The organism is Aminobacterium sp. UBA4908 (assembly GCF_002398115.1).
GTDB lineage: Bacteria > Synergistota > Synergistia > Synergistales > Aminobacteriaceae > Aminobacterium > Aminobacterium mobile.
In genome coordinates this window covers 84,545-99,377 of record NZ_DHCG01000008.1, presented here as the reverse complement: position 1 = coordinate 99,377, position 14,833 = coordinate 84,545, and the positions used below count along the sequence as shown (strand labels likewise).

The following is a 14,833-nucleotide window of genomic DNA, read 5'->3' as shown; positions in this document are numbered from 1 at the left end:
ATGTTTTTTCGAAAGGAAGATATGAGAGATTATGACTACTGGCCATCTATCAACAGCGCTTAAGAGTATTCAAGAAAAAGTGAGTGAAACTCTTATTGAGAGTTTAGATTATATTGCTACATTACGAGAAGAGGAGCTGGAACATCTCCATGATACTCGAGAAAGACGAGCACAAGTACAGCGAGATATTGAAGATGTAATTGTTGCTTCTCAAAAGGCAGAAGAAGAGTATAGACGATCGAGATTAGAGTTAATGGAGGCATCTAGGTCAGGAGATCAACAGAGAGAGCAAATAGCCTACGATCGAGCAGCCCATCTTATGAAAATACGAGGAGCTTTTGAAGAAAGAGAAAAGTTTTTATGTCGCCTTCGGGACGATCTTGACAGAGCGGAACGACGGGCAGAGCGTTTTCTGAAGCGCAGCGAACAAATGTCAGGGCGGTTTAGAATGGCATTGGAATTTATTTCTTCGAATATAGATGAAGCGATAGGTGCCGGAGAGGTTTTTGATATTAAAGGTATGAAACTTGCCTGCCAGCTAGCAGAGAGAGAGAGTCGAGCTTTGGCTCGAGATCTTCATGATGGTCCAATCCAATTATTCTCAAGTGCGGTATTACAGCTGGAAGCAGCACAGGAATATTTGAATGGGGGGGATGCTCCTCGTGCCGTAAACGAACTTCTAAAGACGCGAGAGCAGATCCAAAAGGCTTTAGGAGATGTGCGATCTCTTCTCTTCCAGATTAATCCTTCTGGTTTGGTGGAAGGTCTAAATAAGGCTTTGGATCGCCTTTCTAAAGATGTGTGGAAAGCTGGGGGGCCAGAAGTTCGAATCCGAATCGAGGGCGATCAGCAGAATATCCCTCTTTCTTTCCGTCGGCCTCTCTTTAAGATTATTCATCAAGCTGTGGCAAACGCATTTCTTCATGGTAAAGCCAGAGAAGTTTCTGTGCGGCTTGATATATTAAAAGATGTAATGAGAGCCCGAGTTTCCGATGATGGAGTTGGCTTTGATGTGCGAAAAGAGCGAGTACGCGCTCAAGAGAGAGGTTCATATGGCCTTATCAGTATGGAAGAACGAGCAATGATGATTGGCGGAAATCTTCGCATTGAAAGTGAACCTGGCAAGGGGACTAACATTTATCTCAGCATTCCTCTTGTTGGCCATGGGGAAGAATAAAATAAAAGAGGCCGATTTGAAGTAAAAATCGGCCTCTTTTATTTTTATTAACTTGCTTTTTTAGCAGCTTTTTTCCTCTCCTGCTGATCGAGAAGAGCTTTTCTCATCCTAATAGATTTAGGAGTAACTTCTACCAGTTCATCATCAGCAATCCACTCCATAGCTTTTTCCAAAGTCATCTTTCTTGGAACATCTAGCTTTATGGTCATATCCTTTGTTGCAGAACGATGGTTGGTGGCTTGTTTCCGCTTCGTTGGGTTGCATGGAAGATCACCAGGGCGGGAATTCTCTCCCACAATCATCCCGTCATAAACAGAATCGCCTGGATCGATAAATAATGTCCCTCGTTCCTGGAGATTTTCGAGCTGATAACTTGTAGCTTCTCCAGTATCTAAGCTCACCATGCTCCCACGGTTTCGAGGGGAAATTTCCCCAACCCATGGGCCATACCCTGAAATTGATGCGTTCATAATTCCCAATCCGCGAGTATCTGTCAAGAACTCGCCTCGATAGCCTATAAGCCCTCGAGTAGGGATTTCGAATATGAGACGAATTAATCCACTTTTTGTGTTCTCCATGGAAAGAAGCTTTGCCTTTCTTCGAGAAAGTTTCTCAAATATGACACCCTGGTATTCTTCGGGAACGTCAATAGTAAGTTCCTCCATGGGCTCAAGGAGCTGTCCTTCCTCTTCTTTAGTAATGACTTCTGGTTTGGAGACACAGAATTCCATTCCCTCTCGGCGCATTTCCTCAATCAAAATAGAAAGCTGAAGTTCTCCCCTTCCAGAGACTTTTACCCCATCTGGCCGACCTAAATCTTCCATGCGGAGGGATACATTCACATGCATCTCTCGCTCCAGCCGAGCCTTTAACTGCCGTAAGGTGATAGGCTGTCCTTCCTTCCCAGAAAAAGGACCTGTGTTGACAAGGAAAAACATAGATACTGTAGGTTCCTCAATAGAAAGAGGAGAAAGAGTTTTTCCCTCTATCTCGGGAGAACAGAATGTATCTCCTATATTTATTTCTTCTGGTCCTGAAATCCACACAATGTCCCCAGCCGCCACCTCTTCTACTTCTCGGCGATCGAGGCCATGGGTAACCCACATTTGAACTGAGCGAGTTTTTTCTTCAGAATAGACTTCCCAACCATCTTTTTTCTGTCTGTTATTCTTCCAGCGAGTGGAGTATCGTAAAAAATCTTCCCCCTTGTGAAGACTCCCCTGAAGGACCCTTCCGCATCCAATTCTTCCGGTGTATTCGTTCCACGCTAATGTAGAGACCTGCATAAGAAACGGAGCTTCTCGATTTACAACTGGAGCAGGTACATATGCAACTATGGTTTGAAAGAGAGCGTCCATCCCTTCGTGGGGATCCTTTTCCAAATCTTTTACGGCCCATCCGTCTAAGCCAGAGCCGTAAAGGACAGGAAAATCAGCCTGTTCTTCTGTTGCACCAAGCTCAATAAAAAGATCAAAAGTTTGATCCAGTGCTTCTGCTGGATTTGCGTTGGGACGATCTACTTTATTGATGAAGACTATGGGACGAAGTCCCATAGCAAGAGCGCGCATCAAAACGTATCGGGTTTGGGGCATAGGACCTTCGTTGGCATCTACAAGCAACAAAACTGAGTCTACAGTAGAAAGAATACGCTCCACTTCACCAGAAAAGTCAGCGTGCCCGGGAGTATCTATAATGTTGATCAGATAACCTTGCCATTCTACTGTGCAATGTTTGGCTCGTATTGTGATACCCCGCTCACGTTCTATTTCATTATTGTCCATAACACGATCTTCTACCTTTGCTCCCTTTCGGAAGACCTGGGCAGCCCTAAAAATAGAATCGATCAGAGTCGTTTTCCCATGATCGATATGGGCTATAATTGCAATATTTCGAATTTTATCTGCTGACACCATTCATAACAACTCCCTAATAGATGCAAAATACCAAACCCTATATGACAACGAAACAAACGAATATAATATGCCAAATTCAAAAAAGTAGCAAGGGCATTACTGAAAAGTTGCCATTAAACGACAATAACAACAACGCGTTGCTTATAGACAGTAATACATTATGTCTCATTAAAAGATAGCGAGATAAAAACAAGGATAGGGAAGTACTTCATCGCTTCGTTTTCTTTTCGCAGAAGGCCTCGAATGTTTTTGTTAAAATTATTCTAAGTTTAAACGTTCTCTCCCATTAAATATCTGAGTACCACAGCTTACTTTAACAGTATAGCGTATGTTGTCGAAAAACGATAATATATTTCGTGAGTCTACTACAAACGGTGTTTTTGTGGGGCAATAACGTGTAGCTTTTTACTCACTATAATACCCCCAGCGAGTGTGTTTATTCAATGTTGCCATGAACGAAGCCGATGATATATAGGGTTGTCGTTAAGAAGGATATGTCAATATTGAGAAGAAGGAAGGAATGGCCGTTGAAAAAGGAAGAAAAGAACATCATCAATTCAGTAGACGTAGATGATCATTTATGTTTGCAGCTTTGGTCTCGGGGGGCCGTTCCTCGGCTTATTATTTTCAATAAGGGGAGAGGGAATGGAAGAACAGTTCGTTTCTCATGGCTTGAAGGAGAGAATAAATCTATTTCTCTTAAAAAAAGTGATGGCAAGATTGAGCAATATCCAATTCAAGATATCCTTCCTCAAATACATGAGCTCCTTAGAACAGAGGCATCTTATGCTCCTTACAAAGCTCTTTTGTGGAAAACGGCTCTCCTTTTTGTAGAGTATCTCCACGAGCCCAAAACTGTACTTTCGAAAGAAGACCTTGCCATGCTTCCTGAGGAAAAGAGAGAGGTTTTGTGGCTGGTAAATATGATTAATGGAGTAGAAAAAGCTTCTTTTTTCCCCTCTTTCCCTTTGTCAGAAGAAGAGAAGGTTTTGATAGGGGAAGATCTGTCTATTCCGGTAAAAGATGGAGAGCGTTCAGTGTTTGGGTTACGATCTCTTGGCATTACAAGAAAATTAACGTCTTGTAATCCTGAAAGATGGTATCGTCCCCTTTTCTTTTCAGCAGCAGCTCTTCTTCTCGGTTTCTCTCTGGCGGAGGAAGATACACAAGATGTTTCTGACTTTTTTTGGCAAGAAGTATCAGAAGAAGGCAAAGTATGGGATACATTGAAACAGCTTCCTTCTGCGGAGGGCAAGATACGAAAACCTCTTCTTCATTTTCAACGTAAAGTCCGAGGATATGTGAGGCATTGGGCGTTATTAAATGATATTGAAAGAGAAGAATCTTATGACGGAGAGAATGCCTTGTTGGAACAGGGTTTTAAAAGAAAGAAACGGATGATTTTTCCTGAAGGGGTTCTTGGGGACGTCCCGTACAAAGTGATATTTTGCGAGTTGGGGGAAGAGGATAAATTGGCAGTATGTCTTTCCCCTGAACAGGCAACACTTCGCCATAAAGGAGATCGAATCTATCGTCTTTCAACTCTTTCTTTCTCTGAAGCTCAAGAGCGTGATAGCGCAGGGAGTGTAAAGGACGAATTTTTTACTCTCGGAAGTCTCGTAAAAGCTGTAGATTTTAAATGGTGGCTCTCAGATATACGAAAAATACTAGAGCCAATACTTTCTTCTCCGTTATAAGTTTTATTAGTCTAACACTTTTTACCCTACTATGGTATAATTTAATTCTCATTAAGGAGGTGTACTGGATGGTAGAGAAGAAAAAGAGTGGATGTGTTGTTCCTTCAGCAGTGGTAGAGGGACAGGAAATGCCAAAAGAGGATTTGAGGAGTGTTTCTGAAAAGGAGGCGAAAGGCATGTCCATTATGGTAGGGAGGAAAGCTCCGAATTTTACAGCACCAGCATATTACAATGGAAATTTTACTACTGTCAGTTTATCTGATTTTGTTGGCAAATGGGTTTTGCTGTGTTTCTACCCAGGAGATTTTACATTCGTTTGAGCCACGGAAGTGTCGGCAGTTGCTGACAGATATGAAGAAATTCATGACCTTGGCGTGGAAGTTATCTCTATGAGTGTAGACAGCCAGTTTGTTCACAAAATTTGGAATGACATGGAACTTTCAAAAATGGCAGGCAAAAATGTTCCATTCCACATGGCTTCCGATGGAGGCGGCAATATAGGAAGTGCATATGGAGTGTATGATCCAGAGGCTGGAGTGGATGTTCGTGGACGTTTTATTATTGATCCCGATGGTGTTGTCCAGGCCATGGAAGTGTTAACTCCGCCAGTGGGTAGAAATGTAGACGAAACAATCCGTCAGATTAAAGCGTTCCAATTAGTTCGGGAGACAGAGGGGAAACAGGTAACCCCTTCAGGGTGGCATCCAGGAGGGAAGACACTAGAGCCAGGCGTTAACCTGGTTGGTAAAGTTTGGGAAAAATGGACTCCTCGCGACGAATATAAGAAATAATATAGCGAGGTCCAATAGAGATAAATAAACAGGGGCTGCTCTAAAGAGCAGCCCCTGTTTGTTGCTGTTTGACATCTTCTTCCGTTTATATCAATCGTTTCCTCTTGGTACAATATAAACATAAGAAAGAACTGGAACGTTAGACCTCCCTCAAGGGTATAGCTAAGAATATATTCGAGGTGATGGCGATGGGAAGAGTTCTTGTTGGTACATGTTCATGGAGCGATCGTTCTCTCGTTGAAAGTGGTTGGTATCCCAGGGAAGCATCTACTCCCGCTTCAAGGTTGCACCATTATGCTCAGAATTTTGAAACGGTGGAGGTAGACAGTACTTTTTATGCTCTTCCCCAAGAAACCACGGTGTTTCGGTGGGCACTTCGAACGCCGCCGAATTTTATATTTAATATTAAAGCCTATGGCTTATTCACTTTTCACAAAATTGCATATGGGAGCCTCCCTCTTTGGTTGCGTAAAGAATTGCCAGCGCGTTTAAAAAAGGACGATAAAATAGCTCATCAAGCTATCCCTTTTTCTCTGCGTCGAACCTTGTGGAAACAATTCATAAACCTTATTACACCGTTACATCAGATGAAGCGTTTAGGCTACCTGCTCTTCCAGCTTCCTCCATGGCTGGGGTATTCCTCATCTTCCATAAATTATTTAAAACACGTTGCCTCTATGGCTCCTCCTTTCAAGATCGCTGTTGAGGTCCGAAACGGAAGCTGGCTGAGAGAGGGACGTAAAAGCTTCGAGTCTCTTTTAAAGGATGGAAATATGGCTTACGTAATGGTGGATGAACCTCAATTGTCTTGGACGGTTCCTCCAGAGATGTTTCTGACGGCGGCATGGGGAGGTGTTGTCCGTTTTCATGGAAGAAATAAGTCCGCATGGGAGCAAAAAGGAGCTTCAGTTCAAGACCGATTCCGTTATCGTTATAAAGAGGAAGAACTTCTTCAGTGGAAAGATTCTCTTCTTTGTTTAAAAGATCATGTTCCCTCTCTTTTTATCATGTTTAATAATTGCTATAGGAACTTTGCGGTGAGCAATGCATTGCAGATGCAGAAGCTTTTTGAAATAGCCCCTCCTAAAGAAGGCCTTTTTCAAAAAACGTTAAATTTTGAAAGAGAGAAATGTAGATCAAGAGAAAAAATTTAAAAACGTATGATAATTACAGTTTTTATTCGATTTATTGTTGAAAATAAGCTCCTAGAGGCTCTTAACGTCTCGTGAGGCTTGCTAGGCCTTTTGATATATGGAATAGAGTTTTGTACAATACAAATGAACAAAAGGATCCACGAAGGAGGGGATGGGAAAATAAGTTCTAGAGAACCTTCCGTGATGGGACAACTGAATAGAAAACATAATCAGGGAATAATCCCTGTAAGATTCCCGGTAGGGAACCCAGTCCAGCCAGAAAGCTGGAGGGAAAGAAAATAAGAGGGACTTGTAGAAAGGGTACAGCCCCTCTTTAAATTGTTGTTTTATGTAGGTGCTGTATATATAAAGTAGAGTCCCGCAAGAATAATTAAAATACCGCATAAATAGTTAACTCTAGAAAGTGCACGGGATCTTTCGTCCCACTTTAAAAACTTAGAGACAAAATCTGCGGAAGTTCCTGCAAAAATAATAACAGAGCAGTGCCCTAGAGCATAAAAAGTTACAAGAAGAAGTGCAAACGGCAGGTTTGTCGTTGCTGTTTTGATAGTAAGAGCCAAAAGTGGAGCCACATAAGCGAAGCTACATGGTCCTAATGCGAGGCCTGATAAAATTCCCAACACGAGTGCTCCCCCAAGCCCCCCTCTTTTCCCTGGTTTCAAGGCCTTTTGCCCAAACCACGGAAGCTTGATGACATCAAGAAGATGAAGGCCTATAAGAAAGAATATAGTAGCGACAAAGTAGTTGGAATATTTCCCTATATCTGTCATGAGTAAGCCTGTAGATGTGAGCACCATGCCTACGAGGGCAAGGTTGACAAAAATTCCTGCCGAAAAAGCGAGAGAAATAGCGAAGGCACTCGCCCTTTTTTCCCCTCGGGTGCTTTCAATGTATCCAACGACAAGTGGTATGGTTACAAGGTTGCATGGACTTAAAAGAATGCTGAAAATTCCCCATATAAAGGCAGCTGAAAGAGCGAAGCCACTTGAACTGTGAAGAGAAATATAGATGGTCTCAAATATGTTTCCCATGGTTTTATTTCTTCTCGAGATGGATTCCCAGCACGTCTAGTTTCATAAGGAGTTCTTCTAGAGACATGTAACCAACCTCTTTTCCGAGTTCTCCTCCCGTACTGTTCAAAAACACAAGGGTTGGTACATACTTGACCTCATATTTGCGGGCCAGGTCGGAGTTTTGCATGACATCTATTTTCTCTACTCGAATAGAATCTCCATATTGAGCTGTTAGGTCGTCCAAAACTTTGGACATTTCTGTGCACGCAGGTCATCCCGCTGCGCTAAGGTCTATAATTAAAGGAAGATTGGTTTTAATTTCTTTGTTGAGTGCGGTGTTTTCCTGTTTCACTTTACTCTCTCTAATGTAAAAAGTTCCAGCTATAGCTAAGAAGAGGAGAAGGATGATTGTTACCTTTCTTCTATTCATATGTGGCCACCTCCTTGTAATGAAACGATTATACGGAATTCATGGTACCCGTCAAGGGTATTTTTGCAAAGGAGCCACAAATATATTGTTCTTCTGATATGATACCTTCATTACGTGTGGGAGGGCGACACTATGAGTCTTGAATTTTTACATGAGATGGCTAAAAAAAGGTACGAAGAGCTTGTTGCTATACGTCGAAAAATTCATGAGCACCCTGAACTTGATTTTGAGTGTGAACAAACAGCTCTTCTTATAGAGAAAAAACTTGATGAAGTGGGTATTCAGCATTTTAGAGTTGCCAAAACAGGAGTAGTTGGCGTATTGCGAGGGAGAAAAGAAGGCAAAACCGTTGCTTTTCGCGCAGACATGGACGGTTTGCCTGTATGTGAAGGAACAAAAGCTCTGTATTCTTCAAAAATAGAGGGGAAGATGCATGCGTGTGGACATGATGTTCATGTGGCTTCTCTGTTGGGGGCTGCTGGAATATTGGCAGAGTCTCGCAATACCTTCGATGGGACAGTAAAGTTTTTCTTTCAGCCTGCAGAAGAGACAGATGGAGGGGCTCTTCCCATGATAAGCGAAGGAGTAATGGAAAACCCTCTCGTAGATGGAGTCTTTTGTCTCCATTGCGATCCACAGCTCTCGGCAGGCTCTATTGGAGTAGGGTATGGTAAGTTCAGGGCGGCTTCTGATATGTTTCATATCACCATTCATGGGAAAGGAAGTCATGGCGCTCAGCCTCATCGTGGAATTGACGCTATAGCTATTGGTTCAGAGATGATATCGGCTCTTCAGCAGATTGTAAGCAGAAGAACGTCTCCTTTTGATCCTGTAGTGGTGACAGTAGGTTCTTTCCATGGGGGGACGGCTGGAAATATTATTGCGGAAGAGGTGGAAATGAGAGGCATTGTTCGTACTATGGATCCCGATACCCGCTTGAAAGTACGAGCTTTAGTCCGCTGCATAGCGCAGAATATTCCAGATACACTGGGAGCCGTTGGAGAAGTTGTCTTTACTGAAGGATACCCCAGCCTGATTAATGATGAGAGCATGACAGACCTCGTTGCAGATGTGGGGAGAGAGGTCCTTGGCCGGGAAAAGGTTTTCATTATGAAAGAGCCGGAGATGGGTGTAGATGATTTTGCTTACTTTTTGCAGAAAGCTCCTGGTTCATACTTTGTATTAGGGACCGGTAATAAAGAAAGAGACATAACATACCCTCTCCACAGTCCTTTCTTTGATGTAGACGAACAATGTCTTCCAGTAGGAGCCTCTGTATTAGCGGCTATAGCTCTTCGATTTTTGAGTAAGCCATAATAAAATTACCAAAAGAAATCGAAGAGCTGTCCTACGGGAAAGCCATAGAGTTTTTTATTGGCATATCGAGAGTAGAGTTTCCTTTTTGCCTCGTCCAGAGCAGGAGAGGTAATACCGGTGCGCATAGACAGCGAGGCCTCTACAAAAGCGGAAAGTTTGTCGCAGGCCTCGATTATTTTCCCATCAATAGGGTTATATTCGTCTTTATTTTGCGAGCTATCCAGCTCCCGATCTTCTAGGTTCGTGGGAATCTTATCTCCCTCCAGCCATATACGGTTACAAAATTCGTCTTCTGTAAAGTACCTGATTTCAGGCCTCCAGTCTATGGGGATGAGGGGGTAAATTTTTTCTTCCATAGCTTGACGCTCATATTCCTTTATGAGATCGTCAAGTCCTTCCACAGAATTTTTTACGGGGGAAATAATGTCTCGAGTTAGAACCTCGGGGAGATCATGAAACAGCCCTCCATAAAAATTATTATAGAGTCGCCTAGGACATGCACCTATTTCAATAGACATAAAGTAAGATAAAATTGCGACAATGAGCAAGTGCCCAAGAACAGATGTTTCAGGAACTCTTGGGGTTTGAGCCCAGCGTTTTTGGAAACGGAGCTGCCCTACAAGAGCTATAAAGCCATAAATACCTTTTTGCGAGTCAGGAAGCTCTCGGCCAAGGAGCATGGTTTTTACCGCACCTAAGTCGTCGTGTTCTTTTATTTGTCGGTTAATTTCGTCTCTCGTTCCTTCTATACCATAAAGAGGACGGCTCCATTCGTAGATATAATCGAATTCCCATTTTGTCGCAAGATAGTGTGCTGCTTTTAGAATGCGGCGCTCGAGATGTATGGAAGGAGACTCGTCTAAAAGATAATCTCTGAACCGTTCTAGAAGCTGAGGTCTTAAAGATTCCAGCTCATGTTTAAAACGATCTATAACCCAGAGATTAAGTTTATCTCTCTCTATCTTATGGCCCATTAATTTATGGAATACAGGTGGTTTAATATCAGTAAGAATAACTCGGTGGAGAAATTCAAATATTCCTCCCTCTATGAGGGCATGCCATTGTATGGTTGTCCCCTGATCTTCCTCATGCCTTGCAATAACGTAAGCTATAATCATTTTATGAGCCTGTTTAGCGAGTTCTGTAAATTGAATTGGCCTGGGATGGTCGTTCCATCGCTCGATGCTGGCCGCGGAAAAAATTCTTTCTATGAGAGATCGATTGATCATAACAGGAGTACACCCCTTCCTGATTGTAGGAACATCTAAACAAGCATACTTGAAGGAATTATAACACCTCTTGCTTCCAGAGAATGTCGAAGGTACACTTTTGTGGAGCGTATACAGAAAACGACGTATTTAGGAGGGAATTTTATGAAAGCCATAGTCTCGGCAACTATTGAAATTGTAACAGGAGATGCAATTGAGAATGGAACGATTCTTTTCGATAACACAGGAATTTTAGCAGTGGGAGAAGGACTTGTCCCGCCAGAAGGAGCGGATGTTATAGATGGGAAAGGTTTGTTTGTTTCCCCAGGTCTTGTAGATGCTCATACACATCTCGGTGTTTTTGTTCAGGGCTACCCTGAGAGCATGGCTGATGGAAACGAGAAAACCAATCCTCTAACTCCTCAACTTCGAGTACTTGATGCAGTGTATCCTCATGATCCGGGATTTGTGGATGCTCTCTCTGGAGGAGTTACCTGTGTCCAAGTGTTACCTGGCAGTGCGAATGTGGTAGGTGGGCAGGGTGCTATTTTAAAGACCCGTGTCGACGTAGTAGATAAAATGGTGGTACAGGCTCCTTCCGGAATGAAAGCTGCTCTTGGTGAAAATCCGGTGCGCGTTTATGGAGAAAAATCAAACACACCCATGACCCGTATGGGGAGTGCTTCTCTTATGCGCCAGGCTTTGAATGATGCCTTGAACTATAGAGAAAAAAAGGAAGAGGCGGAGCGAAAAGGGGATTTTTTTGAGAAAAACTTGGGGATGGAAGCATTGCTTCCTGTTATTGAAAAAAAGATGCCGCTTCGTGTCCATTCTCACCGAGCCGATGATATTGCTACGGCTATTCGTATCGCAGAAGAGTTTCAAATTCTTTACACCATAGAGCATTGTACAGAAGGCCATCTTATGGCACCATATCTTGCTGAAAAAAATGTAATGGCAGCAGTAGGTCCCACCCTTGTAGGGAGATCGAAGCTCGAGTTGAAAAATAAGAGCTGGGAGACATTGACGGCTCTTTACAACGCAGGGGTGCATTTCTGCATCATTACAGACCATCCTGTTATTCCTATTGACCAGTTTATAGTTTGTGCCTCTCTTGCCTGCCATGCGGGTCTTCCTCGTGAGGTGGCGTTGAAGGCAGTGACTCTCTGGGGTGCTGAGCATCTTGGTATTGCAGATAAGGTGGGCTCTCTGGAAGCCGGGAAAGATGCAGACATAGTCCTTTGGGATGGAGATCCTTTGGATGCCCGATCTCATGTGCTTAAAACCTTTATTGATGGGGAAGAGGCCTATTCACTCTCATAAATAAAATGCAAGGAGAGGCTTATGTTGTACATAAGTCCTCTCCTGCGGTTTCCCCTGAAAAAGCGGGCAAAGCTATTTTTGTGTTGCCTGGAGAACAATGCGCCCAGCGAGGTAACCGGCACCTAATCCATTATCGATATTAACGACTGCTACTCCTGTGGCGCAAGAATTAAGCATAGTCAGCAAAGGCGCAATTCCCCCTAAGTTAGCACCGTACCCAGTACTAGTTGGAACCCCTATGACCGGGCATGAAACTAAACCGGCTAAGACGCTCGGAAGGGCTCCCTCCATACCTGCAACGGCTACGATGGCCAGGGATGTTTGGAGGGTTTCGATGTGAGCGAGCAAACGATGTAGCCCTGCTATGCCTATGTCGTAAAGTCGTTTGGGAGTGCACCCCATATACTCGGCAGTAACGGCTGCTTCTTCTGCTACAGGGACATCGCTGCTTCCTGCGCTAATGATAGCGAGCCCTAGTACGGGCTCTATTTTTCGACGTTTTATGCCGATGATCCTAGCTTTTTCATGATAATGCGCATCAGGAAGAATGTTGGCTACAACTTTATATTGTTCCAATGTTGCTCTGGAAAATAATATATTTTCATTGCTGTCAGAAAGGGCCTCAGCAATAGTTTGCAGCTGTTCCTCACTTTTGTTCGGACAATAAACAATCTCAGCAAATCCTTTCCTGAGAGCTCTATGAGTGTCGAGCTTCACTTCTCCCAAATCTTGAAAAGGCAAGGTTTTTACATGCTGGATAAAAGTATCTGCGTCTAAGGTTCCTTCGCGAAGTTGTTGTATCATTCTTTTCAGATCGGAGTCATTCATTTTGATCACCATAGCTTTCTTTTGAAAAAATAGTAATTAAGAGCTATTGTACAGACAAGAGAGAGGTAAAAACAAGGAGGCTTTTCCCCATGGCAGAGACAGTTTTTCGAGCCTTTTCTAAGTTTGACGAGTGGCAAGGCAGGAAATGTGCTTGTATTGTATGGGTTCCCCTTAGAGCAGAGCGTATTCGTATCGCTCCATATCCTTTTTTGTTACAAAATTATAATGTTATTCCGCGGCACATTGCTTCTATGGCAAAAGGATATGCCGATGAGTTTCTTGGGCTTGATGAATTTGTTTTATTTAAATGTTTTATGAAGGAAAAACGTGGTATTTTTGTGGAGTCTCTTGAATACAAGCTGCCTCTTCAATGGCAGGATGAACGTGGCAATCCTTGCATTCCTCTTCGTTGTGATCCTTCGTGGGAAAAAATTTTTTCGGTCAAGGGCGACGAGGTTATAAATTTGCCTTTTGAAGTGGATGGATACTGGCATATTCTATAAAAAGGGGGCCGGGGAGTATTTACACTCCCCGGTTTTGTTGTTGGAAGGGCGGTTGGGAACCCGCCCTAACTTAATATATCTTCTGTGCTTTATCGAGCAGAATAAGAAGTCATAGATTCTTTATAGATCGTCCGAATAGTGTCTCTGGAAGCAGGCACTGGCGCTACGCTCAATAACCCATCGAGAGAAGGGGTGGTCATGGCCAACTCTGTAAGTCGGTCCAAATCTTCTTCCTTATACCCTTCGTCAGCTAATTTAGATGTTACCCCGAGGTCAAAGAGCCATTTTTCTACTGCTTTTGCCACTTTCTCTGCTTCTGCAGGTTCTCCTTTAAGGATCCCAACGACAGGTGTAAAAAGAGCAGCAAGAACTTCTGGCTGGGCAGGATAGATTTGCTTTAAAACTGCTGGTAAAAGCATGGCCAGCCCTAACCCATGAGCAAGATTTGGTTTGACAGCGGAAAGAGGGTGCTCCAAAGCATGAGTAAAGTGAAGCAACCCGTTATCAAAGCTTATCCCGGCTATAAGGGAGGCATAGAGCAAAAAGTACCGGGCTGTTAAATCTGTAGGATGTTGCAATGCTTGAGGTAAATATGTAGATACTAGTCGGACAGTTTCCTGTGCGAGAAGGATGGAGTAAGGACTTGCTACAACAGAAGTAGCAGCCTCCACCACATGATTAACGGCATCAATAGAGACATATCGAGTCTGGTCTGGGGAAAGGCCCGTCATGAGAGCCGGATCGTCAATGGCATAAAGAGGATATATGCAATCATAGGCAATAGCTGGCTTATACTCTTTCTCTGGAATGCTCACTACTGCAAAACGATCTACTTCTGTTCCTGTCCCGTGGGTTAAATTGATAGCAACGATAGGCGCTGCTTTAGCGGGAATAAAAGTAAGTTCAAAAAGCTCCCGTGCCGTTTTATGAGGGTACTCCATAAGAATTGCTGCGCTTTTTCCTGCATCTATGGGGCTTCCCCCTCCAATGGCAATAACTCCCTGGGCTTTGAATTGAAGTCCCATCTGAGTGGCCTCATCCACCGAATCTGCGGTAGGGTTAGGTGTTACTTTATCGTATAGAACATAATCTACGCCGTGTTTTTTAAAGGCAGCTATTACGTAATTCCAAGCCCCTGTTTTCTTATAAGAGCTATGCCCTGTTACGCAGAGAACTCGCTTTATACCCTGAGAGGCGAGGGCCTCTATAATGTCATCTATTTTTTTAATGGCGCCAACTCCTAAATAGGCTGTGGTTCTCGTTCTGATCTCTCTAATTTCGTTAATAGCAACTTTATGGTCCCACATTCTTTTTCACCCCTTGTGAAAGTTATATTTTTCACCAGCAACGAGAGAAGATTACCATTGCAAAAAAGAGCTGTCAATGGGACTCAAGATATATATCGTATAAAGAATACATTAAATAAGGAAGAAAAGAGAAGAGGGGCTAGAAAGGAAGAAAAGAGTTAGCCCCTCTTTT

At 43.2% G+C, this 14,833-nt stretch carries 14 protein-coding genes; 7 read left to right on the top strand and 7 right to left on the bottom strand.

Features of this window, described 5'->3' with window-relative positions; translation table 11 throughout:
• Window positions 1-31 precede the first annotated feature (31 nt).
• Window positions 32-1,177, top strand: a complete 1,146-nt coding sequence (locus tag B4J50_RS08025) for a sensor histidine kinase (RefSeq protein WP_024821585.1) — start codon at window positions 32-34, stop codon at window positions 1,175-1,177.
• Between the two features lie 47 nt (window positions 1,178-1,224).
• On the opposite strand, the gene typA is transcribed toward B4J50_RS08025, so the two are convergent.
• Window positions 1,225-3,090, bottom strand: coding sequence for a translational GTPase TypA (typA, locus tag B4J50_RS08020; protein WP_024821586.1), 1,866 nt, complete (start codon window positions 3,088-3,090; stop codon window positions 1,225-1,227).
• Between the two features lie 527 nt (window positions 3,091-3,617).
• Here typA and B4J50_RS08015 point away from each other — a divergent pair.
• The 3 genes from B4J50_RS08015 (at window position 3,618) to B4J50_RS08005 (ending at window position 6,732) form a co-directional block, all read left to right on the top strand.
• Window positions 3,618-4,787: a hypothetical protein gene (locus B4J50_RS08015; RefSeq protein ID WP_034326195.1), complete on the top strand. Its 1,170-nt coding sequence runs from the start codon at window positions 3,618-3,620 to the stop codon at window positions 4,785-4,787.
• 68 nt (window positions 4,788-4,855) lie between these two features.
• On the top strand, window positions 4,856-5,578 hold the full coding sequence (prxU, locus tag B4J50_RS08010) for a thioredoxin-dependent peroxiredoxin (RefSeq protein WP_274532062.1): 723 nt from the start codon (window positions 4,856-4,858) through the stop codon (window positions 5,576-5,578).
• A gap of 188 nt (window positions 5,579-5,766) precedes the next feature.
• Entirely contained in the window at window positions 5,767-6,732 is a 966-nt protein-coding gene (locus tag B4J50_RS08005) for a DUF72 domain-containing protein (RefSeq protein WP_286847226.1), read from the top strand.
• A gap of 326 nt (window positions 6,733-7,058) precedes the next feature.
• Here the strand turns inward: B4J50_RS08005 and B4J50_RS08000 are convergent, their stop codons facing one another.
• The 3 genes from B4J50_RS08000 to B4J50_RS07990 are packed head-to-tail and all read right to left on the bottom strand — an operon-like array spanning window position 7,059 to window position 8,175.
• A complete protein-coding gene (locus B4J50_RS08000) occupies window positions 7,059-7,763 on the bottom strand; it encodes a cytochrome c biogenesis CcdA family protein (RefSeq protein ID WP_024821591.1) in 705 nt (234 codons plus the stop codon).
• A 4-nt stretch (window positions 7,764-7,767) separates the two neighbouring features.
• Window positions 7,768-8,001: a thioredoxin family protein gene (locus B4J50_RS07995; protein WP_024821592.1), complete on the bottom strand. Its 234-nt coding sequence runs from the start codon at window positions 7,999-8,001 to the stop codon at window positions 7,768-7,770.
• A gap of 15 nt (window positions 8,002-8,016) precedes the next feature.
• Window positions 8,017-8,175 carry a hypothetical protein gene (locus tag B4J50_RS07990; protein WP_156923321.1) on the bottom strand — a complete coding sequence of 53 codons (159 nt, stop codon included), beginning with the start codon at window positions 8,173-8,175 and terminating at the stop codon, window positions 8,017-8,019.
• A gap of 132 nt (window positions 8,176-8,307) precedes the next feature.
• Between B4J50_RS07990 and B4J50_RS07985 the strand changes: the two genes are divergently transcribed.
• The gene (locus tag B4J50_RS07985; protein WP_024821593.1) at window positions 8,308-9,492 is read left to right on the top strand and encodes a M20 metallopeptidase family protein; all 1,185 of its coding nucleotides are present in this window, start codon (window positions 8,308-8,310) and stop codon (window positions 9,490-9,492) included.
• A 5-nt stretch (window positions 9,493-9,497) separates the two neighbouring features.
• Here B4J50_RS07985 and B4J50_RS07980 read toward each other — a convergent pair whose 3' ends face one another.
• Entirely contained in the window at window positions 9,498-10,721 is a 1,224-nt protein-coding gene (locus B4J50_RS07980) for an HD domain-containing protein (protein WP_024821594.1), read from the bottom strand.
• A gap of 144 nt (window positions 10,722-10,865) precedes the next feature.
• Between B4J50_RS07980 and B4J50_RS07975 the strand changes: the two genes are divergently transcribed.
• A complete protein-coding gene (locus B4J50_RS07975; RefSeq protein ID WP_286847220.1) occupies window positions 10,866-12,023 on the top strand; it encodes an amidohydrolase in 1,158 nt (385 codons plus the stop codon).
• Between the two features lie 72 nt (window positions 12,024-12,095).
• Here the strand turns inward: B4J50_RS07975 and larB are convergent, their stop codons facing one another.
• Window positions 12,096-12,863, bottom strand: a complete 768-nt coding sequence (gene larB, locus B4J50_RS07970) for a nickel pincer cofactor biosynthesis protein LarB (RefSeq protein WP_286954067.1) — start codon at window positions 12,861-12,863, stop codon at window positions 12,096-12,098.
• A gap of 77 nt (window positions 12,864-12,940) precedes the next feature.
• Between larB and B4J50_RS07965 the strand changes: the two genes are divergently transcribed.
• On the top strand, window positions 12,941-13,354 hold the full coding sequence (locus tag B4J50_RS07965; RefSeq protein ID WP_286847218.1) for a hypothetical protein: 414 nt from the start codon (window positions 12,941-12,943) through the stop codon (window positions 13,352-13,354).
• A gap of 89 nt (window positions 13,355-13,443) precedes the next feature.
• On the opposite strand, the gene B4J50_RS07960 is transcribed toward B4J50_RS07965, so the two are convergent.
• Window positions 13,444-14,661, bottom strand: a complete 1,218-nt coding sequence (locus B4J50_RS07960) for an iron-containing alcohol dehydrogenase (protein ID WP_286847216.1) — start codon at window positions 14,659-14,661, stop codon at window positions 13,444-13,446.
• Between the last annotated feature and the right edge of the window lie 172 nt (window positions 14,662-14,833).

What these genes read in the sequence shown, in the direction of transcription:
- B4J50_RS08025 (WP_024821585.1), top strand. Translation starts at nt 32, where the DNA reads ATGACTACTGGCCATCTATCAACAGCGCTTAAGAGTATTCAAGAAAAA.
- B4J50_RS07980 (WP_024821594.1), bottom strand. Translation starts at nt 10,721, where the DNA reads ATGATCAATCGATCTCTCATAGAAAGAATTTTTTCCGCGGCCAGCATC.
- B4J50_RS07995 (WP_024821592.1), bottom strand. Translation starts at nt 8,001, where the DNA reads ATGTCCAAAGTTTTGGACGACCTAACAGCTCAATATGGAGATTCTATT.
- B4J50_RS08000 (WP_024821591.1), bottom strand. Translation starts at nt 7,763, where the DNA reads ATGGGAAACATATTTGAGACCATCTATATTTCTCTTCACAGTTCAAGT.
- B4J50_RS07985 (WP_024821593.1), top strand. Translation starts at nt 8,308, where the DNA reads ATGAGTCTTGAATTTTTACATGAGATGGCTAAAAAAAGGTACGAAGAG.
- larB (WP_286954067.1), bottom strand. Translation starts at nt 12,863, where the DNA reads ATGGTGATCAAAATGAATGACTCCGATCTGAAAAGAATGATACAACAA.
- B4J50_RS07960 (WP_286847216.1), bottom strand. Translation starts at nt 14,661, where the DNA reads ATGTGGGACCATAAAGTTGCTATTAACGAAATTAGAGAGATCAGAACG.
- B4J50_RS07975 (WP_286847220.1), top strand. Translation starts at nt 10,866, where the DNA reads ATGAAAGCCATAGTCTCGGCAACTATTGAAATTGTAACAGGAGATGCA.
- B4J50_RS07990 (WP_156923321.1), bottom strand. Translation starts at nt 8,175, where the DNA reads ATGAATAGAAGAAAGGTAACAATCATCCTTCTCCTCTTCTTAGCTATA.
- typA (WP_024821586.1), bottom strand. Translation starts at nt 3,090, where the DNA reads ATGGTGTCAGCAGATAAAATTCGAAATATTGCAATTATAGCCCATATC.
- B4J50_RS07965 (WP_286847218.1), top strand. Translation starts at nt 12,941, where the DNA reads ATGGCAGAGACAGTTTTTCGAGCCTTTTCTAAGTTTGACGAGTGGCAA.
- B4J50_RS08005 (WP_286847226.1), top strand. Translation starts at nt 5,767, where the DNA reads ATGGGAAGAGTTCTTGTTGGTACATGTTCATGGAGCGATCGTTCTCTC.